Here is a 24021-nt window from a genome sequence, read left to right on the forward strand (position 1 = left end):
GAAGCGCGGTTGTTCAACCGCCCATCCCCGGCCTTGACCGGACGCCCCCGCCTTCCTAGCTGTAAGCCAACCCCATCCCGGTCACCGAGGAGCATTCCATGGCTACCCAACACGCCACCGACGCCGATTTCGACAGCGTCGTGCGCCAGTCCGACACCCCCGTCGTCGTCGATTTCTGGGCCGAATGGTGCGGCCCCTGCCGCCAGATCGGCCCGGCGCTGGAGGAACTCGCCGCGGAATACGGCGGCAAGGTCAAGATCGTGAAGGTCAACGTCGACGAGAACCCGGACTCGCCCGCCCAGCTGGGCGTTCGCGGCATCCCGGCGCTGTTCCTGTTCAAGGACGGGCAGGTTGTGTCGAACAAGATCGGGGCGGCGCCGAAGGCCTCGCTCAAGGCCTGGATCGACGAGAACGTCTGATCCTGCCTCACGCGGTCGGGAACTGGGGCGGCGGCCGGATGGGCCAGCCGCCCTTTCTCATGGCCGCAAGGATGCGCGCGCCCGCGTCGGGGGCGGTCGCGTTGATCGCACGGCGGTGCAGGAACCAGAACAGATAGGCGTCGAAGTCGGGCACGTGGGTCGGCGCGGCGGCGAGCGCACGTTCCGCGCCCATGTCGGCCACGTTCAGCGCGATGTGGTGAAAGTCGATCTGCGCGAACAGCACCGCGGGCTTGCCCAGCAGGTAGCCGTCGAGCGCGACGGCGCTGTTTTGCGTGGCGACAAAGGCGCAGTCGCGCAGGATCGCGGCGGTGTCGCCGCCGACGGTCAGGTTCGGGTGGCGCGCGGCAATCGCGTCCAGCGCCGCGCGGTCGGCGTCGTCCAGCGGCTCGCGCGGGTGCAGGGTCGCCGCCACCGGGCGTCCCGTGTCGCAGACGCGGTCCAGCATCTCGACCGGGCTCATCGTCTGGAACGACCGGCAGCGGCGGATGTGGCCTTGCAGCGGCACCAGCACGGTATCGCCCCGCCGCGGCGCAGGCCCCGGCAGGACGCGATCGCGCAGGCGGGCGGCGAAGGTCGCGGCGCGCTGGGGATCGACCGTGCCCGGGTCGAACCGCGACCGCGCGACCGAAAAGCGCCAGCGCTCGGCCACCGGTTCGATCGACCAGAAGGGGTAGTGATAGGCCCGGCGGAAGGTCAGCGCGCGGTCGTGGGTCGGCTGCTCCATGTGAAACAAGGCGTAGCCGTCGCGGGACGGCGCGGCGGCGCGGGCCGCGGGGCCGGTCGGCGCGAACTCGACACTCCAGCCCGCGTCGCGGACCGCCCGCGACAGCACGTTCAGGAAGTTGAACCGACCCGCCCGCGCATCCGCAAGCATCGGATCTTCAAGGTAGATATGCAGGATCGTCGCCGCCATGCCGCCAAGGCTAGCCCCGGCCACGCGGTTGCGGAAGGGCACCCCCGCACCTATCTGCACGCCCAACGACGGAGGTTTTCGATGGCTGACGACAGGTTCCCCGGCTGGCATGGCACCACCATTCTCGCGGTCCGGCGCGGCGGGCGGGTGGTGGTCGCGGGCGACGGGCAGGTAAGCGTCGGGCAGACGGTGATGAAGGGCACGGCGCGCAAGGTCCGCCGCCTGTCGCCGGGCGGGCGCGACGTGGTGGTGGGCTTCGCCGGATCGACCGCCGACGCCTTTACTCTGCTGGAGCGGCTGGAAAAGAAGCTCGAGGCCGCGCCGGGCCAGTTGCAGCGCGCCTGCGTCGAGCTGGCCAAGGACTGGCGCACCGACAAGTACCTGCGGAACCTGGAAGCGATGCTGATCGTGACCGACGGCGCGCAGCTTTACGTCGTGACCGGAGCCGGCGACGTGCTGGAACCCGAACACGACGTGGCCGCGATCGGCTCGGGCGGCAACTTCGCGCTGGCCGCCGCGCGCGGCCTGATGGAAACCGACCTTGACGGTGAGACGGTCGCCCGCCGCGCGATGGCGATCGCGGCCGACATCTGCGTCTACACCAACGGCAATCTCACGGTCGAGGTGATCGGGGCCTAACCGGCCTTGCGGGCTTGCATGTAGGCCCGCAAGACCGCGTTCATTCGGGTCTGATAGCCCTTACCCTCGGCCCGGAAAAAATCCAACACATCGGGATCTACCCGCAGCGAGATCGCCTTCTTCGCTTGGGGAAGCACTAGAACGGCGCTGTCCCAATCAATCTCGAAATCATCTTCATCCTCTCCCTCAAACTCGCCTTCACGGCGAAGGCGGTCCAGATCAGTCTGGTCCGTCATCTGCTGGATTTCGTCGAGCGTATATGTCTTGTAGCTTGACTCGCTCATTTCGCCGGGCCCTCCGAGCAGTGATAACGCGGATCGCCGAGCCGCGCCTGGTAAACACGAACACGACTGCCACGTCATCCAGAAGTCCGATCGCAATCTCACGTGCCTCGGCCTCGCTGCGCGCAGTCACAACGACATGTGGCCCAGCGAAGAACCCCGGCGCACGCACGAAATCGATCCCGTGCTTCTCGATCGTGGCAAGCCGCTTGGCTTCGTTCCACTCGTATCTGACATCGTCTTCGGACATTGCTGTTCCCATCTTTGCCGGAGAACGAGCGCACGTCCTGCGCGACTCATGAAGTTGTATATACCAACTGTAAGTCTGCAGTTCCACCCCTTCAAGGGCCCTGCTGCTCGGCTTATTTCCTTAGGAACTAAGGAGACGCACATGACCGACCTCACCCCCCGCGAAATCGTGGCGGAACTCGACCGCTTCATCATCGGCCAGGACGACGCCAAGCGCGCCGTCGCGGTCGCCATGCGCAACCGCTGGCGCCGGCAGCGTCTGGCCGACGACATTCGCGACGAGGTCTATCCCAAGAACATCCTGATGGTCGGCCCCACCGGCGTCGGCAAGACCGAGATCAGCCGCCGCCTCGCCAGGCTCGCCCAGGCGCCGTTCGTGAAGGTCGAGGCGACGAAGTTCACCGAGGTCGGCTATGTCGGCCGCGACGTGGAACAGATCATCCGCGACCTGGTGGACACCGCGCTGGTGGACACGCGCGAGCGGATGCGGGACGAGGTGCGCGCCCGCGCCCGTGCCGCCGCCGAGGACCGGGTGATTGCGGCCCTTGCGGGCGACCAGGCGCGCGACCAGACGCGCGAAATGTTCCGCGCCAAGCTGAAGCGCGGCGAACTTGACGACACCCAGATCGAGATCGAGGTGACGGACACCTCGAACCCCTTGGGGATGGAGGTGCCGGGCCAGCCGGGGCTTGGCAACATGATGGACCTGTCGGGGCTGATGAAGGCGTTCGGCGGCCGCAAGACGCGCCGCAAGATGACGGTCGCCGAAAGCCACGACCTGCTGCTGGCCGAGGAAGCCGACAAGCTTCTGGACGACGAGGCGATCAAGACCGCCGCCATCGCCGCCGTCGAACAATCGGGCATCGTGTTCATCGACGAGATCGACAAGGTCTGCGCCCGCTCGGACAGCCGCGGCGGCGAGATCAGCCGCGAGGGGGTGCAGCGCGACCTGCTGCCGCTGATCGAGGGCACGACCGTCAGCACCAAGTACGGCCCCGTCCGCACCGACCACGTGCTGTTCATCGCCTCGGGTGCGTTCCACGTCGCCAAGCCCAGCGACCTCTTGCCGGAACTTCAGGGCCGCCTGCCGATCCGGGTCGAACTCAAGGCGCTGACCGAGGGCGACTTCGTCCGCATCCTGTCGGAACCCGACAACGCGCTCACGCGGCAATACACCGCGCTGATGGGGACCGAGGGCGTGACCGTCAGCTTCACCGACGACGGCATCGCCGCGCTCGCCCGCATCGCGGCCGAGGTCAACGGCACGGTCGAGAACATCGGCGCCCGTCGCCTGTACACGGTGATGGAGCGCGTGTTCGAGGACCTGTCCTTCGCCGCGCCCGACAAGGGCGGCGACGAGGTGCGGGTGGACGCGGCCTTTGTCGAGCGGGAACTGGGCGAGCTGTCGCGGTCCGCCGATCTGTCGCGCTACGTCCTTTAGGGACCGCGACGCGGCCGGCGGCGGAACATCCTGCGCCGCCGCCGGTTGTGCTTGCTGACACCCCGCTGCGAAAGGCACACCACATGTTCAAGGGCCTGCTTGGCTTGATCCTGTTCGTCCTAGACGTCTGGGCGATCGCGTCGATCTTCAACTCGAACGCGACCGGCCGCGCGAAGCTGATTTGGATCATCGTGGTCGCGGCGCTGCCTTTCGCCGGGCTGATCGCGTGGTATTTCGCGGGACCCAAGGCGAACTACAACGCGCCGCGCTGATGGTTACCCCGATGACCCACCCCGAACGCGACCAGCAGCAGGCGGTGCTGCGCGGCACGTTCGGCAAATGCCCGAACTGCGGCGAGGGGCGGATGTTCCGCGGCTATCTTCAGGTCGTGCCGGAATGCGCGAGCTGCGGTGAAAAGCTGGGGCTGTACCGGGCCGCCGACGGGCCCGCGTTCTTCACGATGACCATCGTGCTGTTGCTTCTGATCCCGGTGATCTGGATCGGCTGGACGATCTTTCCCGACGATCCGCTGATGCTGATGCTGTCGCTCTGCGCGGTCACCACCATCATCACGCTGGTGCTGCTGCGGCTGGTCAAGGGCGCGTTCGTCGCGTTCCTGTGGGCCAACGAGGAACGCGACCGCGGCGCCTGACCTCAGCCCGCCTTCACGTCGAAGGCGTTGCGGTCGTTGTAGCTTTGCAGGAACGCCCGGACCCGGGCATCCGCCGGATTGCCGAAGATTTCCGCGGGCGTTCCCGCCGCCACCAGCTCGCCCCGTTCCATGAACGCCACGCGGTCCGCGACATGGGCGGCAAAGCCCATCTCGTGGGTGACGACGACCATCGTCATTCCCTCGGCCGCCAGCTGCTTCATCACCGCCAGCACCTCGCCCACCAGCTCGGGGTCAAGCGCGCTGGTCGGTTCGTCGAACAGCATGATGCGTGGCTGCATGGCGATGGCGCGGGCGATCGCCACGCGCTGCTGCTGCCCGCCCGACAGGCGGCTGGGGTGGTTGCCGGTCTTGTCGCCCAGGCCGACCTTGGCCAGCGCCTCGGCCGCGATCCGCTGCGCCTGCGCGCGGGGCAGGCGCTTCACCCGTTCCAGCCCCTCGGCCACGTTCTGCAGCGCGGTCATGTGCGGCCACAGGTTGAACTGCTGGAATACCATTCCGATGTCGCGCCGCATCTCGCGCAGGCGGCCGGGCGCCATCTTGCGGCCGCCCACGGCGTCGTAGCCGATCAGCCGGTCGTCGATCCAGATCCCGCCTCGATCGTATTCCTCGAGAAAGTTGATGCAGCGCAGCAGCGTCGATTTGCCCGACCCGGACGGGCCGATCAGGCAGGTGACCTTGCCGGGCGGGATTGCCAGCGACACGTCCTTCAGCGCCTGGAACTCGCCATAGAACTTCGACACGTTCTCCAGCCGGGCAGAGGCCGCGTTGGTGGTCGTGGTAAGGGCCATCGTCAGCTCCGTTCCAGAAGATAGTGGGTGGCGCGGCGTTCCAGCCTGCGGCCGATCCGGCTGATCGCCTCGACGAAGATCCAGAAGAACAGCGCGAGGACCAGCGTCGCCTCGGCGAAGGCGAAGGTTTCGGCCATCATGGTCTGGGTCTCGAACATGATCTCGGGCACCGTGATCATCGACAGGATCACGGTTTCCTTGGTCAGGATGATGGAAAAGTTGACCAGCGCCGGCAGCGCCGACACCAGCATCACCGGGATCATCACCCGCCGCATGATCGCGCCGGGCGGAAAGCCCATCGCCCGCGCCGCCTCGATCTGGCCCACCGGGACCGCGTTCAGGCCGGCGCGGAAGATTTCCGCGAAATAGGGGCTGCCGTAGATGGTCAGGCCCAGCAGGCCGGCCGGCAGCGCGTCCAGCCGCAGCCCCAGCATCGGGCCGCCATAGTAAAGGACGAACAGCTGGACGAGGAACGGGGTGCCGCGGATGAACTCGACATAGGCGCGCAGCAGCCACTGGACCGGCCACGCCTTCACGCTGCGCTGGACCAGCGCCATCACGAAGCCCAGCGCCATGGCGAACACCGTGCCGACGAGCCAGCAGAAGATCGTCATGCCAAGCCCGCGCAGCAGCGCCGGGCCGTATTGCTGGAAAAGCGACAGGTCGATCACAGCGCGAACCTTTGTTCCAGGGTCCGGCCGATGCCCGCGATCACCAGGTTGATGGCTAGGTAGATGAAGGCCGCCGCAAGGTAGATTTCCAGCGGGCGGTACGTCGCGGACGCGATCGACTGGCTCATCCGCGTGATCTCGACGATGCCGACGACCGTGACCAGCGACGAGGCTTTCACCAGCAGGATCAATTCGTTGACCAGCGACGGCATGGAAATCTTGAGCGCCTGCGGCAGCAGGATCCGGGTCCAGATGTCGCGTGGCGGCAGGCCCACGGCGATCGCCGCCTCGGCCTGCCCCTTGGGGATCGCGTTCAGGGCGCCGCGAAGGATCTCGCTGATATAGGCGGCGGCGCACAGGCCCACGGTCAGGATCGCGGCGACCAGCGCGGGCACGTTCACGCCCACCAGCGGCAACAGGTAGAACGCCAGCAGCAGCTGGATCAGCAGCGGGACGCCGCGAAAGAAGCTGACATAGACGCCGGCGACGCGCCGGGCGGCGACGCTGCGCGACACCGCGCCCATGCACACGACCGCGCCGAAGATCAGGCCCAGCAGGCAGCCCAAACCGGAAATCAGCAGCGTGTACCGGGCCGAGGCGATCAGCACCGGCAGGTTGTCAATGATGGTCTGGAACGAAAACATGCGCGCGCCCTTGCAAGCTTGCGCGGGCGGGCCAAATGCGGCCCGCCCGCCCGGTCGTCACATCGCAGGCATTTCCTTGGGCAGCGCGGTCGTCACGCCGAACCATTTCTGCTGCATCGCGGCCAGCCGGCCGTCGTCCTGGATCTTCACCAGCGCCGCGTCGATCGCCGCGATCAGCGATTCCGACCCTTCCTTGCGCGTGACCCAGGCGAAGTACTTGGGCTCGCCGAAGGGCGGCTGCACCGTCTCGAACGCGTCGGGGCGGGTCTTGGCGAGATAGGCGAGGTTCGGGGCCGATCCCGCGACCGCGTCCAGCCGCCCGGCGGCAAGGTCGGCATAGGCTTCGTCCGGCGAGCCGTAGCCCTTGATGTCGAACCCGCCCAGCTTTTCGGCATAGGCTTCAAGCTGCTTTTCCTGCGCCGTGCCTTTCTGGATGCCGACCGTCTTGCCCTTCACGTCCTCGGGCTTGGTCAGGTCCCCGCCCTTGGGCTGGACCAGCGCCACGGTCGCGTCGCTGATCGGCAGGGTGAAGGCGTAGCGTTCCATCCGCTCGGGCGTGATCGTCACGGGCGCGTTCACGAAGTCGAACTTGCTGACCTCCAGCCCCGGCAGGATCGAGGCCCAGGGCAGGTCCTGGTATTCGGCGGTCACGCCCAATTCCTTGGCGACCTCGTCGAACAGCTCCTTGCCGAAGCCCGCGTACTGGCCGTTTTCCAGCATGTCGAAGGGCGCGTAGTGCATTTCGGTGGCGGTCACGATCTTGCCTGCGGACTTGATGTCGGCAAGCATGTCGGCCAGCGCGCCGGTCGCGGTCAGCGCCAGCGCGGTCGCCCCGAACAGAGCGGCGCGCAGGGTGGTGCGAAGGGTCATCTTTCTCTCCTGTTGTCGGGCCGTTGTTTGCCGGGCGGTCCGGCCCTGGCCGCCCGGAATGTCGTGGCACGCCACCGTGACCGATCCGGCTTGCGCGCGGCAAGTCACAGCATAGGCGAGATGACGCGAAACTGTCATGCGGGCCGCACCTGTCATTTCGGCAGCCAGTCGAGCACGACAGCCAGAACGAAGCCGTCCTCGACCGTGCCCGCCAGCGCGTCGCCCCCCAGTATGGCGTCGCCCGTCCGCAGGGCCGTCCCGCAAACCGTCGCTGGCCCGCGCGCGACGGCGGCGACGGTGCCCGCGGGCAGCGCCTCGCCCGCCGACATCGCGACCATGCGGTGCGCCATGACCCCGCGCCGGGTCATGATGTTGAGATCCAGCACCGCCCCGCCCGTCAGCCGCGCATGGACCGGCGCCTCGCCCGGGAACGGCAGCGGCGGGCCATCCGCCGCCAGCGTCACATCCGGGCTGCCCGCGCCGAAGGACAGGACCATCGGCCCGCCCTCGATCACCCCCAGCGTCCGGTCGATGCCCGGAAAGGTCGAGAACGGCCCGTCCGCGGCGACCTCGGCCATGCTCAGCCGGGCGTCGAAGCCGTCCATGCCCGCGCCGGGCGGCCAGGTCGCAAGCTGATGCGTGACGCCGCCGCCGTTCTTCCAGCGGGTGGCGGTCGCCTCTCCCCGGCGGACGACCTGGAAGCCGGGGTTCATCCGAGGATGCCGGGCAGGTTCAGCCCGTGTTCCTTCGCGCAGTCCAGCGCGATGTCGTAGCCCGCGTCGGCGTGGCGCATGACGCCGGTGGCCGGGTCATTCCACAGCACGCGCTCGATCCGCCGGTCCGCATCCTCGGACCCGTCGCAGCAGATCACCATGCCGGAGTGCTGGCTGAACCCCATACCCACGCCGCCGCCGTGGTGCAGCGACACCCAGGTTGCGCCCGATGCGGTGTTCAGCAGCGCGTTCAGCAGCGGCCAGTCGGACACGGCGTCCGAGCCGTCCTTCATGGCTTCCGTCTCGCGGTTGGGCGAGGCCACGGAACCGGAGTCCAGGTGGTCGCGGCCGATCACCACCGGCGCCTTCAGCTCGCCGTTCCGCACCATCTCGTTGATCGCCAGCCCCGCGCGGTGACGGTCGCCAAGGCCGATCCACATGATCCGCGCCGGCAGGCCTTGGAACGCGATCCGCTCGCGCGCCATGTCGAGCCAGCGGTGAAGATGCGCGTTCTCGGGGAACAGCTCCTTCATCTTCGCGTCGGTCTTGTAGATGTCCTCGGGGTCGCCCGACAGCGCGGCCCAGCGGAACGGACCCACGCCGCGGCAGAACAGCGGGCGGATATAGGCGGGAACGAAGCCGGGGAAGGCGAAGGCGTTCTCCAACCCTTCCTCAAGCGCGACCTGGCGGATGTTGTTGCCGTAGTCGAGCGTGGGGACGCCCGCGTTCCAGAAATCGACCATCGCGGCGACGTGCGACTTCATGCTGGCGCGGGCAGCGGTTTCGACGGCCTTGGGGTCGGATTCCTGCCTGGCGCGCCATTCGGCGACGGTCCAGCCCAAGGGCAGGTAGCCGTGGATCGGGTCGTGGGCGCTGGTCTGGTCGGTGACGATGTCGGGTCGCGGCCCGCCGTCCTTCATGCGGCGCACCAGTTCCGGGAACACCTCGGCGGCGTTGCCGATCAGGGCCACGGACTTCGCCTCGCCCCTGGCGGTCCAGTCGGCAATCATCGCCAGCGCCTCGTCGAGGTCATGCGCCTTGGCGTCGCAATAGCGGGTGCGGATGCGGAAATCGGCCCGCGTCTCGTCGCATTCCACGGCAAGGCAGCACGCCCCGGCCATGACGGCGGCCAGCGGCTGCGCCCCGCCCATGCCGCCCAGGCCCGCGGTCAGGATCCACTTGCCCTTCAGGTCGCCATCGTAGTGCTGGCGGCCGGCCTCCACGAACGTCTCGTAGGTGCCCTGCACGATCCCCTGCGTGCCGATGTAGATCCAGGACCCCGCGGTCATCTGCCCGTACATCGCGAGCCCGCGCTTATCGAGTTCGTTGAAATGGTCCCAGGTCGCCCAGTGCGGCACCAGGTTCGAGTTCGCGATCAGCACCCGCGGCGCGTCCTTGTGGGTGCGGAACACGCCCACGGGCTTGCCGGACTGGACCAGCAGCGTCTCGTCGTCGTTCAGCGCGCGCAGGCTGTCCACGATGCGGTCGAAATCCTCCCACGTGCGGGCGGCGCGGCCGATGCCGCCATAAACGACCAGCTCGTGCGGGTTCTCGGCCACGTCGGGATGCAGGTTGTTCATCAGCATCCGCAAGGGCGCTTCGGTCATCCAGCTTTTCGCGGTGATCTCGGTGCCGGTCGCGGGGAAGACGTCGCGGGTGTTGTGACGGGGGTTGTTGCCGGGGTTGTTCATGGATCAAGCCTTCAGAGTGGGGGCGAGGTCGGCGAGGCGCTGCAGGATCTCGCCCAAGGGGCGGCGCATCCGGTCGGCCTTTGCGGGGTCGAGGTGGAAGGGCGGGGTTTCGGTCGCCAGGTGGGTGGACTGCGCCAGCTCCATCTGGATCGCATGGACGCCGTCCTGCGGGCGTCCGTAGTGGCGGGTGGTCCAGCCGCCCTTGAAGCGGCCGTTGACGACGTGGGTGCGGCCGGTCGCGGCTGCGACCTCTTGCGCGGCGGCCTCGATGGCCGGGGCGCAGGAAGTTCCGTTCGCGGTGCCGATGTTGAAGTCGGGCAGGACGCCGTCGAACAGGAACGGGATGACCGAGCGGATCGAGTGGCAGTCGTAAAGGATCGCGACCCCGTGCCGCGCCCTGACCCGCTCGATCTCGGCCGCCAAGGCGGCGTGATAGAGGGCGTGAAAGCGCGACAGGCGGTCGGCGACGGCTTCCGGGGTGGGCAGGGTCTGCCAGATCGGCTCGCCGTCGAAATCCGTCACCGGAACGAGGCCCGTGGTGTTCTGGCCGGGATACAGGCTCTCATCCTCCGGCCCCCGGTTCGCGTCGATGACGTAGCGGTGGAACGTCGCGCGCACGGTCGTCGCGCCGGGCAGAAGGTCCGCGTAAAGTTCGTGGATGTGCCAGTCGGTGTCGGCCAGCACCCGGCCGCGATCGTTCAGCGCGGCGAAGATATCGTCGGGCAGATGCGTCCCGGTGTGCGGCAGGCCAAGGATGACCGGGCCGTCGCCCTGCGCGACCTCGACGGGGTGGGGCGCGCCGGTCATGCCCGCACCTCGTCCAGCAGCCCGCCCGCCGCCTGCGCCAGCGCGTCCGCCGCGACCAGCCCGGCCGCCGCGACCAGATCGGGCGCGAGATAGCGGTCCTGCCCCAGCGGCGCCACCTCCTGCCGCAGCCGCGCGACCGCCGCCTGCAGGGGCGCCGAGGTGGGCAGCGGCGCGCGCGCCTCGATCCCGGTTGCGGCGCAGATCGCCTCGATCCCGACGATATGGGCGAGGTTCGCGTTCATCCGCTTCAACCGCCGCGCGCCGTGGGCGGCCATGCTGACGTGGTCCTCCTGGTTGGCGCTGGTGGGCGTGGAATCGGTCGAACAGGGGTTCGCGAGGTGCTTGTTCTCGCTCATCAGCGCGGCGCTCGTGACCTCGGCGATCATCAGGCCGGAGTTCAGGCCGGGATCGGGGGTCAGGAACGGCGGCAGGCCGAAGCTCATCACCGGGTCCACCATCATGGCGATCCGGCGCTGGCTGATCGCGCCGATTTCCGACAGCGCCAGCGCGATCTGGTCGGCGGCAAAGGCCACCGGTTCGGCGTGGAAGTTGCCGCCCGACACGATTACGTCGGCCTCGGTCAGGACCAGCGGGTTGTCGGTGGCGGCGTTCGCTTCGATCCGCAGGGTCGCGGCGGCCTGCCACAGAAGGTCGAGGCACGCGCCCGTCACCTGCGGCTGGCAGCGGATGCAATAGGGGTCCTGCACGCGCGTGTCGCCCTGGCGGTGGCTTTCGCGGATCGCCGACCCGTCCATCAGCGCGCGGATGGTGCGGGCGGCGACGATCTGGCCGCGATGGCCGCGCAGCGTGTGGATCTCGTCAAGGAACGGGGCCGTCGATCCCATGATCGCGTCGGTGGACATGGCCGACGCGACCAGCGCCGCGCGGGCGGCGCGGAAGCCGTCGAACAGGCCGACCAGCGCGAAGGCGGTGGACACCTGCGTCCCGTTGATGAGCGCGAGCCCCTCTTTCGCTGCCAGCGTCAGGGGCGTGAGCCCGGCGGCCGCCAGCGCCTCGGCCCCCGACATCTCGCGGCCCTCGTGCGTGGCGCGCCCCTCGCCCAGCATCACAGCGGCCATGTGCGCCAGTGGCGCAAGGTCGCCCGACGCGCCGACCGACCCCTGCGCCGGGATCACCGGGGTCACGCGGCGCGCCAGCATCGCCTCGATCAGTTCGACAAGCACCGGGCGGACGCCCGACGCCCCGCGCCCGAGGCTCAGAAGCTTCAGCGCCATGACAAGGCGGACGGTCGGTTCTTCGATCGGCTCGCCCACGCCGCAGCAATGCGACAGGATCAGGTTGCGCTGCAGCGTCGCCGTATCGGCCGGCGCGATCCGCACCGAGGCAAGCTTTCCGAAGCCCGTGTTCACGCCATAGACCGGCGCGTCGCCGGCAGCGGCGGCGGCCACCCGTTCGGCGCTTGCCGCGATGCCCGCGCGCGCGCTGTCGTCCAGCCGCACGGCAAGCCCCTGCCGCCAGACGTGTTCCAGGTCGTCCAGCGTGACGGCGCCGGGGGTGAGGATGAGTTCAGGCAATTTCACCTCCGAAGACGCGGGCATGAAGGGGGTTGAAGCCGATGCGGTAGGACAGTTCCGCCGGGTGCGCCGCGTCCCAGACCGCCAGGTCGGCAAGCATGCCGGGCGAGATCGCGCCCCGGTCGGACAGGCCCAGCGCGCGGGCGGCGTTGTGGGTGACGCCCGCCAGGCACTCGGCCGGCGTCATGCGAAACAGCGTCGCGCCCATGTTCATCGTCATGAGCAGCGAGGTCAGCGGCGAGGTGCCGGGATTGCAGTCGGTCGCCAGCGCCATCGGCACGCCCGCCGCCCGCAGACCCTCGATCGGCGGCAGCTTCGTCTCGCGCAGGGTGTAGAACGCGCCGGGCAGCATGACGGCGACCGTGCCCGCCTGCGCCATCGCGGCGATGCCGTCGTCGCCCAGCCATTCCAGGTGATCGGCCGAGATCGCCCCGTGCCGCGCCGCCATCGCCGCGCCGCCAAGATCGGACAACTGTTCGGCATGCAGCTTGACCGGCAGACCAAGCGTCCTTGCATGATCGAAGATCCGCGCCATCTCGGCCGCGCTGAATGCGATTCCCTCGCAGAACCCATCCACGGTATCGACCAGCCCTTCGGCGTGAGCGGCCTTCATCCCGCCCAGCACCACGCGGTCGATATAGCCCGCGCGGTCGCTTGCGAACTCGGGCGGCAGGGCATGGGCGGCAAGCCATGTCGTCACGACCCGCAGCGGACGTTCGCGGCCCACGGCGCGCGCGACCCGCAGCATCCGCATCTCGGTCTGCACGTCCAGCCCGTAGCCGGACTTGATCTCGATCGTCGTCACCCCCTCGGCGATCAGGTGGTCGGCGCGGGCCAGGGCCGATGCGAGCAGCTGGTCGTCGCTGGCCTGCCGGGTGGCGTGGACGGTGGACAGGATGCCGCCGCCGGCGCGGGCGATTTCCTCGTACGACGCGCCGTTCAGGCGCATGTCGAACTCCTGCGCGCGGTCGCCGCCGAAGACCAGGTGGGTGTGGCAGTCGATCAGCCCCGGCGTGACCAACCGCCCGCCAAGGCTGCGGGTGTCGTGCGCCGCCTGCGCCGCCGGCAGATCGGCCCGTTTGCCCGCCCAGGCGATCCGATCGCCGTCGATGACGATGGCGGCGTCGCGCGTGACGCTGAACGCCCCATCGTGAGCCGTGGCGATGACCGCGTCGGTCAGAATCATCGGGGCGTCCTTCTGTGGGCTTGCAAAAGCAGATGCATTCACATCATTATGATTGCTCATATAGCTGTCAAGCGGGTGATGACATGGTGGGCGACATGGTGGGCGGCCTGGCGACGATCCGGGCCGAACAGGCGCTGCTTCCGGGCGGGTGGGCGCGCGACGTGGTGGTCACGGTGGGCGGCGACGGGCGCATCGCCTCGGTCGCCCCGGGTGATGCCCCCGCCGGCACCGCGACGGACGCGACCCGCGTAGGCGTCCTGCTGCCCGCGCCCGCCAACACCCACAGCCACGCGTTCCAGCGCGCCATCGCCGGCCTGACCGAGCGGCGCGGGGCGGGATCGGACAGCTTCTGGACCTGGCGCGAGCTGATGTACCGGTTCGTCGGCACCATCACGCCGGATCAGGCGCAGGCGATCGCCGCCTTTGTGCAGATGGAGATGCTCGAGGCCGGGTACGGCACCAATGTCGAGTTCCACTATCTGCACCACGCGCCCGGCGGGCAGTCCTATGCCAACCTGTCCGAGATGTCGGACCGGATCGCCGCCGCCGCCGCGCAAAGCGGGATCGGGCTGACGCTGCTGCCGGTGATGTACCAGTTCGGCGGCTGCGACGGGCGGCCGCTGGGCGGCGGCCAGCTGCGGTTCGGCAACGACATGGACCGGTTCGCGCGGCTGGTCGAAGGCGCGGGCAGGGCCGTCGCGGCGCTGCCGGACGGGCGGCTGGGCATCGCGCCCCATTCGCTGCGCGCGGTCGCGCCGGGCGACTTCGCAGCCCTGGCGGCGCTGACGGACGGGCCGATGCACTTGCACCTGGCCGAACAGCTGCCCGAGGTGGCCGAGGTTCAGGCGGCATACGGCGCCCGCCCGGTCGAATGGGCGCTGGCGAACATCGACCTGTCGGCGCGCTGGTGCCTGATCCACCTGACCCAGATGCTGCCGCACGAGACTGACGCGCTCGCCCGCACCGGCGCGGTCGCGGGGCTGTGCCCGCTGACCGAGGCGTCGCTGGGCGACGGCATCTTCGACGGCGTGCGCTGGATGGAAGGCGGCGGCGCGATCTCGGTCGGGTCCGACAGCAACATCCGCATCTCGCTGGCCGAGGAACTGCGCCAGCTGGATACCAGCCAGCGGCTGCGCGACCACAGCCGCGCGGCGCTCGCGACCGTCGAACTGTCGACCGGCCGCCGCGTTTTCGACGGCGTGGCGCGGGGCGGCGCGCAGGCGGCCGGGCGCGGCACCGGCGCGATCGAGGCCGGCCAGCCCGCCGACCTGCTGGCGCTGGACATGAGCCACCCCGACCTGGAAGGGCTGGGCGGCGACACCATCCTGGACAGCTTCGTCTTTGCCGGCGGCAACGAGATGGTGGCGGACGTGTGGACGGGCGGGCGGCATGTGGTGACGGGCGGCCGCCACGTCGCGCGCGACGCGATCGCCGCCGGCTACCGCGCGGCCGTGAGGGACCTGCGCGCGTCGGCCTGACACCCGCGCGGCCGCAACGGCGCGCCTAGTAGCGCGTCGTCATGCGGTGGCCGCGGCGATAGACCAGCTTGACGAAGGTCACGGCCCGGCCTTCCCATTCCGTCTGCCGCTCGATGCTGAAAAGCGCGTCGCCCGGGTTGCAGTCGAGATGCTGGGCCTGCTGCAAGGTCGCGTCGGTCGCCGAAAAGCTGATCTCGGCGCGGGTGAAGGGCACCTGCCGCACCAGCCATTCGTTGGGCCCCTCGGCCGCGAAATCCGCTTCACGCGCGTCGGGGACGGCGTCGAGATTGATCCAGCGATCCTCGAACTGGTACGGGCTGCCGTCGGAAAAATGCATGCAGATGAGGTGGCGGACATCGGCGCCTGCGGGCAGGCTCATCCGCGCGCGCAGGAAATCGGGCGGCGGCACGATCTCGGACCGCACGAGCGCGTAGCGATAGGCGGCCCCCGCTTCCTCGATCTCGGTCTTGACGACGGGAATGCCGAAGCGCGCCTGCCGGATCGGCGACAGCCTGACCCGCGTGCCGGTCTTGCGCCGCCGCTCGACGATGCCGTCGTCGGCAAGCTCGCGCATGGCGCGGCTGACGGTCGCGCGGGCCGCCCCGTAATGCACGGCAAGCTCGGTTTCGGCCGGCAGCCGACCGCCGGGCGGCCATTCCTGTGCCTGGATCCGGCCGAGGATATCGGCCTTGATCTCTCGGTATGTCGAGGGGGTGGGGATGACGGCCTGCCGAAATGCTTAAGGTATTTGGCCAATTGTCCAGCAAATTGGCGGGCGGGTCAACGTGGCCTGGCGCGCGGGCCCGCGGGTGTTGAGCCGGATTCGAAAGCAAGCTGCGGGGTGAGCCGGGGCGCGGGCGCGCTATATTGACGGCTCTACCGGCAAGGACGAGGCACCGCCATGGACAAGACCCAGACCCTGACGGAACGCGATCCGCGCTGGCAAAGCGTCGTGGACCGCGATGCGGATGCCGATGGACGCTTCGTCTTTGCCGTCCGCACGACCGGCGTTTATTGCCGGCCGTCCTGCCCCTCGCGCAGGGCGCGGGCGGCCAACGTGGCGTTCTTCGACACGCCCGCCGCGGCCGAGGCGCAGGGTTATCGCCCTTGCCTGCGCTGCAATCCCACGGGAATGACGGCATCGCAGGCGAACGCCCTGATCGTCGCCGAAGCCTGCCGCATCATCGAGGCGTCGGACGACCTGCCCCGGCTGGACGACCTCGCCCGCCGGGTGGGGTTCAGCGCCCATTACTTTCACCGCCAGTTCAAGGCGATCACCGGCCTGACGCCCCGCGAATGGGGCGTGGCGTACCGCGCGCGCAAGGTCCGCGCCGAGCTGCAGGACAAGGAGACGACCGTGACCGAAGCAATCTACGATGCAGGCTTCAACGCCAACAGCCGCTTCTACGAGACCTCGAACGAGGTGCTGGGCATGACGCCAACCGCGTTCCGCGCGGGCGGAAAGGACACCGACATCCGCTTTGCGGTGGCGGCGAGCGCCCTTGGCGCGATCCTGGTGGCCGAAAGCGACAAGGGCATCTGCGCGATCCAGATGGGCGACGATCCCGAAACGCTGGTCCACGAGCTAGAGGACAGGTTTCCGCGCGCCAACCTGATCGGCGGCGACGCCGCGTTCGAGGCGCGGGTGGCCCGCGTGATCGCCTTTGTCGAGGCGCCGCGGATCGGGCTGGACCTGCCGCTCGACATTCGCGGCACCGCGTTCCAGCAAAGGGTGTGGCAGGCGCTGCGCAGCATTCCGGCGGGCCAGACCGCCAGCTACGCGGATGTCGCCGCCCGGATCGGCGCGCCGAAGTCGGTCCGCGCCGTCGCGCAGGCCTGCGCGTCGAACAGCATCGCCGTGGCGATCCCCTGCCACCGCGTGGTTCGAAGCGACGGGGCACTGTCGGGATATCGCTGGGGCATCGGGCGCAAGCGCGCGCTTCTGGACAGGGAGGCTGTGGCATGAGCGCCGCCGCCAAGCCCGTTTCCCGGCCCGCTTCCGCGCCCGTTGCCGGGTTCGTTTCCAGCGTCGAGGCGGTCGGCGCCGCCGAACGGCGGCTGGCCGCGCTTGACTGGGACCGCGTCGGGGCCGGCATTGACAGCTTCGGCTGCGCCACCCTGCAGGGCGTCCTTACGCCGGATGAATGCCGCGACCTCGCGGCGCTTTACCCCGACGAGCGGCATTTCCGCAGCCACGTCCACATGGCGCGGCACGGGTTCGGCCGCGGCGAATACCGCTACTTCAGCTATCCCCTGCCGGACCTCGTGGGCGGGCTGAGGACGGCGCTGTGGCCGCGCCTCGCGGGGATCGCCAACGGCTGGAACGACCGCATGGGCATCGCCCTGCGCTACCCGGCCGATCACGCCGAGTTCCTGCGCCAATGCCACGCGGCCGGGCAGACCCGCCCCACGCCGCTGCTGCTTCAGTATGTCGAAGGCGACTTCAACTGCCTGCACCAGGATCTCTACGGCGATCTCGCCTTTCCGCTGCAGGTGGCGTTCCTGTTGTCGGAACCGGGCCGCGACTTCACGGGCGGGGAGTTCGTGCTGACCGAACAGCGCCCGCGGATGCAGAGCCGGGCCGAGGTCGTGCCGCTGGCGCAGGGCGACGCCGTCGTCTTCGCGGTCCACAACCGGCCCGTGCAGGGCAAGCGGGGCAGCTATCGCGTGAACCTGCGCCACGGCGTCAGCCGCCTTCGCAGCGGCAAGCGCCACTCGGTCGGGATCATCTTCCACGACGCGACGTGATGGGGGCGAGGGCCGTTCCGTGACCTTTGGCGTCGGCAAGAAGGCGTGACCCCACCCCTTGATCCTCGGCCGCAAGGTTCGGACGGGTTCCGTGCGTTCAAGCGCCGTTCAAGGTGGGTGCCGCCACGGCCTTCGGCAGAATCCCCAGTCTATGCAGCCTGAAAGCAGTTCAGCGACGGCGCCGAGCAGGGGGACCCGTGCTTCCCGACCTCGTGCTAGGCCACCTGCCGCTTTGGCTCGTCACCCACCGCGACCTGCGGCATGTGCCGCGCGTGCGCGCCACGCTGGACCACCTGGCCGAGGCGCTGGGCGATTACGTGAAGGCGGCGTGAGGCCCGCGTGCCTGGCCCTGTTTGATCTGGTCACGCCCCGCGTTGCGCGCGCGAGGCGAGATAGGCGTCCAGCGTGATGTTCCCGCGAATGGGGTCGGTCATGTGATCGAAGCCACGATCCACCGCGGCCTCGGTCATGCGGGCATAGGCGTCCGCCGCCGGTTCCGAAAAGCCCGTGGCGCGAAAGGCGGCCCGCCAACCCTCGCGCGGCGTGACCTCGACCTCGACCGGCTTCCCGAGCACCCGGGCGAACGCAGCCGCGACGTCGGCGGGCGAATAGCGCGCCGGGCCCTCGACGTAGCGGACGCCCACGTCGTCGAGGCCGGACATCAGCCGGTCGGCCGCGATCCGGCCCAAGTCGTCCGGCGCGGCCATCGGCAGCTTGAGGTCGGCGGGCAGCATCGTCGGCAGCTTGCCCGTCCGGCCCGCCGGTTCGAGAAGCTCGTCCCAGTTGCTCATGTAGAAAGGCGCGCGGTTGATCGCGGCCGGGATCGGCAGCGCGTTCAGCCCCTGTTCAAGCTCCCACAGCACCGACGCGTCGCCGATCCGCTCGCCCGGTTCGGCGCCCGCCGTGGACTCGGCCACGACCTTTTCAAGGCCCGACCCCTTCAGCGCGGCAAGGATCCCGGCGACCCCGGCCTGCTCGACCTTGTCGGTATCCGTCGTGGTGTCGGCGGGCGGGTTCAGCAGGAACGCGCGCCGCCCGCGATCAAAGGCGCGCCGCAGCGACGCCGGATCGTTCACGTCGGCGACGGCGACCTCGATCCCCTGGTCGCGCCAGCGCGCGCGGTCGGGCCCGGACTGCGCGTCGTCGTGCGTCACGACCGTCACCTTCTTGCCACGCTCCACCAAGGTCCTCACGACCGCCGAACCCACATGGCCGGCGGCCCCCATGACTACAAACATCGGCATCTCCTCTTTGCACGACGACCCTAGCACCCCGGTCTGACAAGTTGTGTCAGGAGCGTTGGCCGAGGGTGCCGTTTGCTGACCCCTACAGAACGACGTCCGGTTCCAGCGCGCGATATTCCGCAAGCAGCACGCCGTGCGGCCGGCCGGGACTGTCGCCTAGAACCTCGGCCTGCATTACCCGGTCGATGCGGAAATGGCGGAACGCCTGACGCAGCTCGCACCATGCCGCAAGCATCTCGACATCGTCGAACCAGCCGAGCATGACCGGCCAAACGACACGGTCGCGGCAACTGCCCGCCTGATCCCGATAGCGTAGCTGTAGCTTCTTCCGGCGGTCGAGCGCCGCCCGCACGGTGCCCAGCGTCGCGGACCGTCCGTCCCCCGGCGGGGCGACGACGAGCGGGGACCGCGCCGCCGCGCTGTCGTCGAACCGCGCGGGCAGCACCGCCGCAAGCTTCGCGCGCGCCCGGGTCGCGGCGTTGGACAGGTCCGCGTCGCCCCGCCGCAGCACGAAGCGCAGGCCCAGCATCAGCGCCGCCGCCTCGTCGGCATCGAACGACAGCGGCGGGATGAAGAAGTCGTCGCGCAGCACGAAACCGACCCCGGCCTCGCCTACGATCGTCGCCCCCCGGCTCGTCAGCGTTGCGATGTCGCGGTAGGCGGTGCGTTCGCTGATGCCGAACCGCTCGCCGATCGTCGCGGCGGTTACGGGCTGGCGCTGTTCGCGCAGCATCTGCAATATGGCAAACAGGCGCTCGGTTCTGGTCATCGGCGGTCCGGCACGTGCGGGGGGGTGCGCCGGAACCTTGCAGCAGGACCGACCCTCGGGGGAAGGTGGCTGCAGCGGCGAATGGTCGAACGGGATTTCAGTGGTGAGCCCAACAGGATTCGAACCTGTGACCCACTGATTAAAAGTCAGTTGCTCTACCAACTGAGCTATGGGCCCATCACAGGCGGCTTCCTTAGTGGCGGGCCGCGGGGGGGTCAAGCGGAAAAGTGCAGCAGGGCTGGCGGAATCGCGTCCGCGCGCGTATATCGCCGCGATGGATAACCGGTCAGCTTCCGGCCTGCCCTTCATGAAGATGCATGGGCTGGGCAACGATTTCGTCGTCATCGACCTGCGCGCGGGCGGCCCGTCCGGCGGGGCGCTGCCCGAGCCTGCGCTGGTGCGGCGGATCGCGGATCGCAATTTCGGCGTGGGCTTCGACCAGCTGGCGACGATCCAGCCGGATGCGGATGCCGATGCGAAGCTGACGTTCTTCAATGCGGACGGCTCGATCTCGGCCGCGTGCGGGAACGCCACCCGCTGCATCGCGCGGTTTCTGCTGGACGAGACCGGCAAGGGGTCGCTGCGGCTGCGGACCGATCATGCGGTGCTGACGGCCGAGGATGCGGGCGGCGGGCTGACCCGCGTCAACATGGGCCAGCCGGTCACGGACTGGCGCTCAATCCCGCTGGCGCAGAACGTGGACACACTGCACCTGCCGATCGAGGGCGATCCCGTGGCGACCGGCATGGGCAACCCCCACATGACGTTCTTCGTCGCCGACCAAGCCGATGTCGCGGACGTGCGCGCATTCGGCGCGCGGCACGAGGTTCACCCGCTTTATCCCGAACGCACCAATGTCGAGGTGGCGCAGGTCGTGGCCGCCGATACGCTGCACCTGCGGATCTGGGAACGGGGCGTCGGGCGGACGCTCGCCTCGGGGTCGTGTTCCTGCGCGGCGGCGGTGGCGGCGGCGCGGCGCGGGCTGACGGGGCGGCGCGTGCGCGTGCTGCTGGCGGGCGGCGAATTGCTGATCGACTGGCGCGAAGACGGCGTCTGGATGCAGGGGCCGACGGCCCATGTGGCGGACGGCGTGCTGCGCGCGGACTGGATCGCGGCGGCGGACGACCGGCCGTGACCGCGCAACCGCCCGTCTTTGCGACCCCGGTTTTCGCCACCCTCGGGTGCCGCCTGAACGCCTACGAATCCGAGGCGATGGCGGAAATGGCGCAGGCCGCCGGGCTGTCGGGCGCGGTCATCGTCAATACCTGCGCCGTGACGGCCGAGGCGGTTCGCAAGGCGCGGCAGGAAATCCGCCGCCTCGCCCGCGAAAACCCCGGCGCGCCGATCATCGTCACCGGCTGCGCCGCGCAGACGGAACCCGAGACCTTCGCCGCCATGCCCGAGGTCGCCCGCGTCGTCGGCAACCACGAAAAGATGCAGCCCGCCACCTGGTCCTCGCTCGCCGCGCCCGACTACGGGACCGAACGGGTGATGGTGGACGACATCATGTCGGTGCGCGAAACCGCCGGCCACCTGATCGACGGGTTCGGCCGCCATCGCGCCTATGTGCAGGTGCAGAACGGCTGCGACCACCGCTGCACCTTCTGCATCATCCCGTTCGGGCGCGGCAACTCGCGCAGCGTTCCGGCCGGGGTGGTGGTGGACCAGATCAAGCGCCTGCGCGATCGCGGCTTCAACGAGGTCGTGCTGACCGGGGTGGACCTGACCAGTTGGGGCGCCGACCTGCCGGGCGCGCCGCGCCTGGGCAACCTCGTCCGCCGCATTCTCGGCATGGTGCCGGACCTGCCGCGCTTGCGGATCAGTTCCATCGACAGCATCGAGGCCGATCCCGACCTGATGGAGGCGATCGCGACCGAGCCCCGGTTGATGCCGCATCTGCACCTGAGCCTTCAGCACGGCGACGACCTGATCCTGAAGCGGATGAAGCGCCGCCACCTGCGGGACGACGCGATCCGGTTCTGCGAGGATGCGCGACGCCTGCGCCCCGACATCGTCTTCGGCGCCGACATCATCGCGGGCTTCCCGACCGAGACCGAGGCGCATTTCGAGAACTCGGTACGGCTCGTCCGGGATTGCGGGCTGACGTTCCTGCACGTGTTCCCCTACAGCGCACGGCAAGGGACGCCCGCGGCCCGGATGCCGCGCGTGCCGGGCCCCGCGATCAAGGACCGCGCGGCGCGGCTGCGGGCGGTGGGGCGGGACGCGCTGCACGCGCATCTGCAGGCGCAGGTCGGCGCGCGCCATGCCGTGCTGACCGAAGGGCCGCGGCTGGGGCGCACCGCGCAGTTCACCGAAGTCGCGTTCGACCGCGACATGCCCGAAGGATCGCTGCTGGACGTGACGATCACCGGCCACGACGGGACGCGCCTGACCGCCTGAGCGGCGGATCTTCCGCGATCTTTCGCGCGCGCCGCCCCTGAAACCACGCTTCGTCACCCGGCCTTTCCACGATCCTTGCAACGGCCCTGCCCACGGGGACCCGTCAGAACACGCGCATCGACCCGCCGGTCGGGCGCGACAACCGCGTCATCCCTCCGGCGAGCCGCCAAGCAACGGAGAGAGAGATGACCACCACCTTCAAGACGACCTTCGCCACCGGCATTCTTGCGGCGCTTCTGGCCAGCGCCTCGATGGCGCAGGCGCCGCTGGGACAGGACGCGGCGCTGAGCGCGCTGAGCGAATGGAGCGGCGCGATGCCGAAGCCTGCCGGGCAAAGCCGCACGATCTTCCGGCCGACGGGCGGCGAGGCGATGCCGCGCATCGCCTGGAACGACGCGGGCGGACAGGGCGGGCACGACAGCCGTGGCCGCGACGATCACGGGGAACACGACCCGATCTACCGCCCGAAGCGGGACGGGTCCTCGTATGACCGCGCATTCAACCTGCAACCCTCGGCCGGGCAGGACGCGGGCAGCGAAGTCGTCAGCCCCTACCGGGACCGCGACGCGTTCTACGCGCAGGGTATGTGAGCGCGCGGGGGCGCGAACGAAGCGGGGCGGCCGGACAGACATCCGGCCGCCCCCAAATGCGTCAGCTGCGATAGCGCTCCAGCCAGTGGGCGTAGGGCGCGGGCAGGGTCGCGAAGGCGGGCTTGTCGACGCCCAGTTCCTTTGCCGCGCGATAGGGCCAGTGCGGGTTCGCCAGCAGCGGACGGCCCAGCGTCACAAGGTCCGCCTTGCCGTCGGCGATCAGCGCGTCCGCCTGCTGCGGCTCGCTGATGAACCAGCTGGTGGTGGTGGGAATGTCCACCTCGCGCCGCACCCGCTCGGCCGCCGGGGCAAGCAGCGCGGGGCCCCACGGGATCTCGGCCGTGGGGGTGGTGAAGCCGATGCTGACGTCGATCAGGTCAAGGCCCGAGTCCTTCATCAGGCCGACCATGCGGATGCCGTCGTCCAGGTCGTCCGATCCGTCGAACTCGGTCACGCCGAAGCGGGCGGTCAGCGGCAGGTTGTCGGGCCAGACCTCGCGGACGGCGGCGATCGTTTCCAGCAGGAACCGCGCGCGCCCGTCGAAGTCGCCGCCGTATTCGTCGTCGCGCTTGTTGGACCAGGTCGAAAAGAAGCTTTGGCCGAGGTAGCCGTGGGCCAGGTGCAGTTCCAGCCACTCGAACCCCGCGTCGCGGGCGCGGCGGGCGGCGGCCACGAAGTCGGCCTGCACCCGCTTGATGTCGGCGATGGTCATGGCAAGGGGAACCTTGGGCAGGTTCGCCCCGTGCGGCACGGCCGAAGGCGCGATGGTGTCCCAGCCGCGCGGGTCGTCGTCGGCCATGTGGTCGTCGCCTTCCCACGGGCGGTTGGCGCTGGCCTTGCGGCCGGCATGGGCGATCTGGATGCCCGGCACCGCGCCGCCGTCCTTGATAAGCCGCACCGCGTCCTTCCACGCCTCTGCCTGCGCGTCCGACCAGATCCCCGTGCAGCCCGGCGTGATCCGGCCCTCGGGCGAGACGGCCGTCGCCTCGGCGATCACCAGCCCCGCGCCGCCACGGGCAAGCCCGGCAAGATGGCTGCGGTGCCAGTCGTTGATGAGCCCGTCATCGGCCACGTACTGGCACATCGGCGACACCACGATGCGGTTGCGCAGCGTGACATCCTTCAGCTGATAGGGCGTGAACAGGTTCGGCATGTCGTATTCCTTTCGCGGACGCGGCACAGGCCCCGTCGTTTAGGCGTCGTTTGATAGTTCGATAATAATCGAACATTGATCTTGCGGCAACCCGTGCT

The 24021-nt window shown here is 69.4% G+C and carries 28 protein-coding genes and 1 tRNA gene; 12 read left to right on the forward strand and 17 right to left on the reverse strand.

The window, feature by feature from the left end; translation table 11 throughout:
* Positions 1–98 precede the first annotated feature (98 nt).
* Positions 99–419, forward strand: a complete 321-nt coding sequence (gene trxA / locus FNF32_RS08150; protein ID WP_131673658.1) for a thioredoxin — start codon at positions 99–101, stop codon at positions 417–419.
* Between the two features lie 7 nt (positions 420–426).
* Here the strand turns inward: trxA and FNF32_RS08155 are convergent, their stop codons facing one another.
* Positions 427–1413 carry a hypothetical protein gene (locus FNF32_RS08155; protein ID WP_246087743.1) on the reverse strand — a complete coding sequence of 329 codons (987 nt, stop codon included), beginning with the start codon at positions 1411–1413 and terminating at the stop codon, positions 427–429.
* A 21-nt stretch (positions 1414–1434) separates the two neighbouring features.
* On the opposite strand from FNF32_RS08155, the gene hslV reads away from it, so the two are divergent.
* Entirely contained in the window at positions 1435–1992 is a 558-nt protein-coding gene (gene hslV / locus FNF32_RS08160) for an ATP-dependent protease subunit HslV (protein ID WP_131673657.1), read from the forward strand.
* On the opposite strand, the gene FNF32_RS08165 is transcribed toward hslV, so the two are convergent.
* Both FNF32_RS08165 and FNF32_RS15845 read right to left on the reverse strand, forming a co-directional pair.
* Positions 1989–2276 carry a BrnA antitoxin family protein gene (locus FNF32_RS08165; protein WP_131673656.1) on the reverse strand — a complete coding sequence of 96 codons (288 nt, stop codon included), beginning with the start codon at positions 2274–2276 and terminating at the stop codon, positions 1989–1991. The two genes, hslV and FNF32_RS08165, sit on opposite strands and share 4 nt — an antisense overlap.
* Entirely contained in the window at positions 2212–2535 is a 324-nt protein-coding gene (locus tag FNF32_RS15845; protein WP_425467899.1) for a BrnT family toxin, read from the reverse strand. The genes FNF32_RS08165 and FNF32_RS15845 overlap by 65 nt, the downstream gene beginning before the upstream one ends.
* A 129-nt stretch (positions 2536–2664) precedes the next feature.
* Here FNF32_RS15845 and hslU point away from each other — a divergent pair, with 129 nt between their 5' ends.
* The 3 genes from hslU (at position 2665) to FNF32_RS08185 (ending at position 4615) form a co-directional block, all read left to right on the forward strand.
* Positions 2665–3963, forward strand: a complete 1299-nt coding sequence (gene hslU / locus FNF32_RS08175; protein WP_131673654.1) for an ATP-dependent protease ATPase subunit HslU — start codon at positions 2665–2667, stop codon at positions 3961–3963.
* Between the two features lie 83 nt (positions 3964–4046).
* Entirely contained in the window at positions 4047–4235 is a 189-nt protein-coding gene (locus FNF32_RS08180) for a PLD nuclease N-terminal domain-containing protein (protein ID WP_131673653.1), read from the forward strand.
* 11 nt (positions 4236–4246) lie between these two features.
* The gene (locus FNF32_RS08185; RefSeq protein WP_131673652.1) at positions 4247–4615 is read left to right on the forward strand and encodes a DUF983 domain-containing protein; all 369 of its coding nucleotides are present in this window, start codon (positions 4247–4249) and stop codon (positions 4613–4615) included.
* Between the two features lie 2 nt (positions 4616–4617).
* Here the strand turns inward: FNF32_RS08185 and FNF32_RS08190 are convergent, their stop codons facing one another.
* From FNF32_RS08190 to hutI, 9 genes are all read right to left on the reverse strand, one after another.
* The gene (locus FNF32_RS08190) at positions 4618–5424 is read right to left on the reverse strand and encodes an amino acid ABC transporter ATP-binding protein (RefSeq protein ID WP_131673651.1); all 807 of its coding nucleotides are present in this window, start codon (positions 5422–5424) and stop codon (positions 4618–4620) included.
* A gap of 2 nt (positions 5425–5426) precedes the next feature.
* Complete coding sequence (locus FNF32_RS08195; RefSeq protein WP_246087744.1) at positions 5427–6095, reverse strand: amino acid ABC transporter permease; 669 nt, start codon at positions 6093–6095, stop codon at positions 5427–5429.
* A complete protein-coding gene (locus FNF32_RS08200; RefSeq protein ID WP_131673650.1) occupies positions 6092–6739 on the reverse strand; it encodes an amino acid ABC transporter permease in 648 nt (215 codons plus the stop codon). Before FNF32_RS08200 ends, FNF32_RS08195 begins: the two co-directional genes overlap by 4 nt.
* 57 nt (positions 6740–6796) lie before the next feature.
* Positions 6797–7609 carry a transporter substrate-binding domain-containing protein gene (locus FNF32_RS08205; RefSeq protein ID WP_131673649.1) on the reverse strand — a complete coding sequence of 271 codons (813 nt, stop codon included), beginning with the start codon at positions 7607–7609 and terminating at the stop codon, positions 6797–6799.
* A gap of 152 nt (positions 7610–7761) precedes the next feature.
* Positions 7762–8322 carry a HutD/Ves family protein gene (locus tag FNF32_RS08210; protein WP_131673648.1) on the reverse strand — a complete coding sequence of 187 codons (561 nt, stop codon included), beginning with the start codon at positions 8320–8322 and terminating at the stop codon, positions 7762–7764.
* On the reverse strand, positions 8319–10013 hold the full coding sequence (gene hutU / locus FNF32_RS08215) for a urocanate hydratase (protein WP_131673647.1): 1695 nt from the start codon (positions 10011–10013) through the stop codon (positions 8319–8321). Before hutU ends, FNF32_RS08210 begins: the two co-directional genes overlap by 4 nt.
* A 3-nt stretch (positions 10014–10016) precedes the next feature.
* Positions 10017–10820, reverse strand: a complete 804-nt coding sequence (gene hutG / locus FNF32_RS08220; protein WP_131673646.1) for an N-formylglutamate deformylase — start codon at positions 10818–10820, stop codon at positions 10017–10019.
* On the reverse strand, positions 10817–12355 hold the full coding sequence (gene hutH / locus FNF32_RS08225; protein WP_131673645.1) for a histidine ammonia-lyase: 1539 nt from the start codon (positions 12353–12355) through the stop codon (positions 10817–10819). Before hutH ends, hutG begins: the two co-directional genes overlap by 4 nt.
* Positions 12348–13541, reverse strand: a complete 1194-nt coding sequence (hutI, locus tag FNF32_RS08230; RefSeq protein ID WP_131673644.1) for an imidazolonepropionase — start codon at positions 13539–13541, stop codon at positions 12348–12350. Before hutI ends, hutH begins: the two co-directional genes overlap by 8 nt.
* A gap of 83 nt (positions 13542–13624) precedes the next feature.
* Between hutI and FNF32_RS08235 the strand changes: the two genes are divergently transcribed.
* Positions 13625–15019 carry a formimidoylglutamate deiminase gene (locus FNF32_RS08235; RefSeq protein ID WP_425467896.1) on the forward strand — a complete coding sequence of 465 codons (1395 nt, stop codon included), beginning with the start codon at positions 13625–13627 and terminating at the stop codon, positions 15017–15019.
* A gap of 25 nt (positions 15020–15044) precedes the next feature.
* Here the strand turns inward: FNF32_RS08235 and FNF32_RS08240 are convergent, their stop codons facing one another.
* Positions 15045–15740 carry a histidine utilization transcriptional repressor HutC gene (locus FNF32_RS08240; RefSeq protein WP_131673643.1) on the reverse strand — a complete coding sequence of 232 codons (696 nt, stop codon included), beginning with the start codon at positions 15738–15740 and terminating at the stop codon, positions 15045–15047.
* Positions 15741–15920: 180 nt separating this feature from the next.
* Here FNF32_RS08240 and ada point away from each other — a divergent pair, with 180 nt between their 5' ends.
* From ada to FNF32_RS15755, 3 genes are all read left to right on the forward strand, one after another.
* Positions 15921–16985, forward strand: coding sequence for a bifunctional DNA-binding transcriptional regulator/O6-methylguanine-DNA methyltransferase Ada (gene ada, locus FNF32_RS08245; RefSeq protein ID WP_131673642.1), 1065 nt, complete (start codon positions 15921–15923; stop codon positions 16983–16985).
* Positions 16982–17767: a 2OG-Fe(II) oxygenase gene (locus FNF32_RS08250; RefSeq protein WP_143796559.1), complete on the forward strand. Its 786-nt coding sequence runs from the start codon at positions 16982–16984 to the stop codon at positions 17765–17767. The genes ada and FNF32_RS08250 overlap by 4 nt, the downstream gene beginning before the upstream one ends.
* Positions 17768–17964: 197 nt before the next feature.
* Positions 17965–18099, forward strand: a complete 135-nt coding sequence (locus tag FNF32_RS15755; RefSeq protein WP_281285661.1) for a hypothetical protein — start codon at positions 17965–17967, stop codon at positions 18097–18099.
* A gap of 30 nt (positions 18100–18129) precedes the next feature.
* Here the strand turns inward: FNF32_RS15755 and FNF32_RS08255 are convergent, their stop codons facing one another.
* The 3 genes from FNF32_RS08255 to FNF32_RS08265 form a co-directional block, all read right to left on the reverse strand.
* Positions 18130–19005 carry an NmrA family NAD(P)-binding protein gene (locus tag FNF32_RS08255; RefSeq protein WP_131673640.1) on the reverse strand — a complete coding sequence of 292 codons (876 nt, stop codon included), beginning with the start codon at positions 19003–19005 and terminating at the stop codon, positions 18130–18132.
* 88 nt (positions 19006–19093) lie between these two features.
* On the reverse strand, positions 19094–19780 hold the full coding sequence (locus FNF32_RS08260) for a helix-turn-helix transcriptional regulator (RefSeq protein WP_131673639.1): 687 nt from the start codon (positions 19778–19780) through the stop codon (positions 19094–19096).
* A gap of 101 nt (positions 19781–19881) precedes the next feature.
* Positions 19882–19957 (reverse strand) — tRNA-Lys (locus FNF32_RS08265).
* A 130-nt stretch (positions 19958–20087) separates the two neighbouring features.
* Between FNF32_RS08265 and dapF the strand changes: the two genes are divergently transcribed.
* The 3 genes from dapF to FNF32_RS08280 all read left to right on the forward strand — a co-directional run bounded on the left by dapF (position 20088) and on the right by FNF32_RS08280 (position 22770).
* On the forward strand, positions 20088–20915 hold the full coding sequence (gene dapF / locus FNF32_RS08270; RefSeq protein ID WP_425467897.1) for a diaminopimelate epimerase: 828 nt from the start codon (positions 20088–20090) through the stop codon (positions 20913–20915).
* Positions 20912–22180, forward strand: coding sequence for a tRNA (N(6)-L-threonylcarbamoyladenosine(37)-C(2))-methylthiotransferase MtaB (mtaB, locus tag FNF32_RS08275; protein ID WP_131673637.1), 1269 nt, complete (start codon positions 20912–20914; stop codon positions 22178–22180). Before dapF ends, mtaB begins: the two co-directional genes overlap by 4 nt.
* A 185-nt stretch (positions 22181–22365) precedes the next feature.
* Positions 22366–22770: a hypothetical protein gene (locus FNF32_RS08280; RefSeq protein ID WP_131673636.1), complete on the forward strand. Its 405-nt coding sequence runs from the start codon at positions 22366–22368 to the stop codon at positions 22768–22770.
* Between the two features lie 61 nt (positions 22771–22831).
* Here the strand turns inward: FNF32_RS08280 and FNF32_RS08285 are convergent, their stop codons facing one another.
* Positions 22832–23923, reverse strand: coding sequence for an NADH:flavin oxidoreductase/NADH oxidase (locus FNF32_RS08285; RefSeq protein WP_131673635.1), 1092 nt, complete (start codon positions 23921–23923; stop codon positions 22832–22834).
* Positions 23924–24021: the final 98 nt, after the last annotated feature.

Source organism: Paracoccus marinus (assembly GCF_007018965.1).
Lineage (GTDB): Bacteria > Pseudomonadota > Alphaproteobacteria > Rhodobacterales > Rhodobacteraceae > Paracoccus > Paracoccus marinus.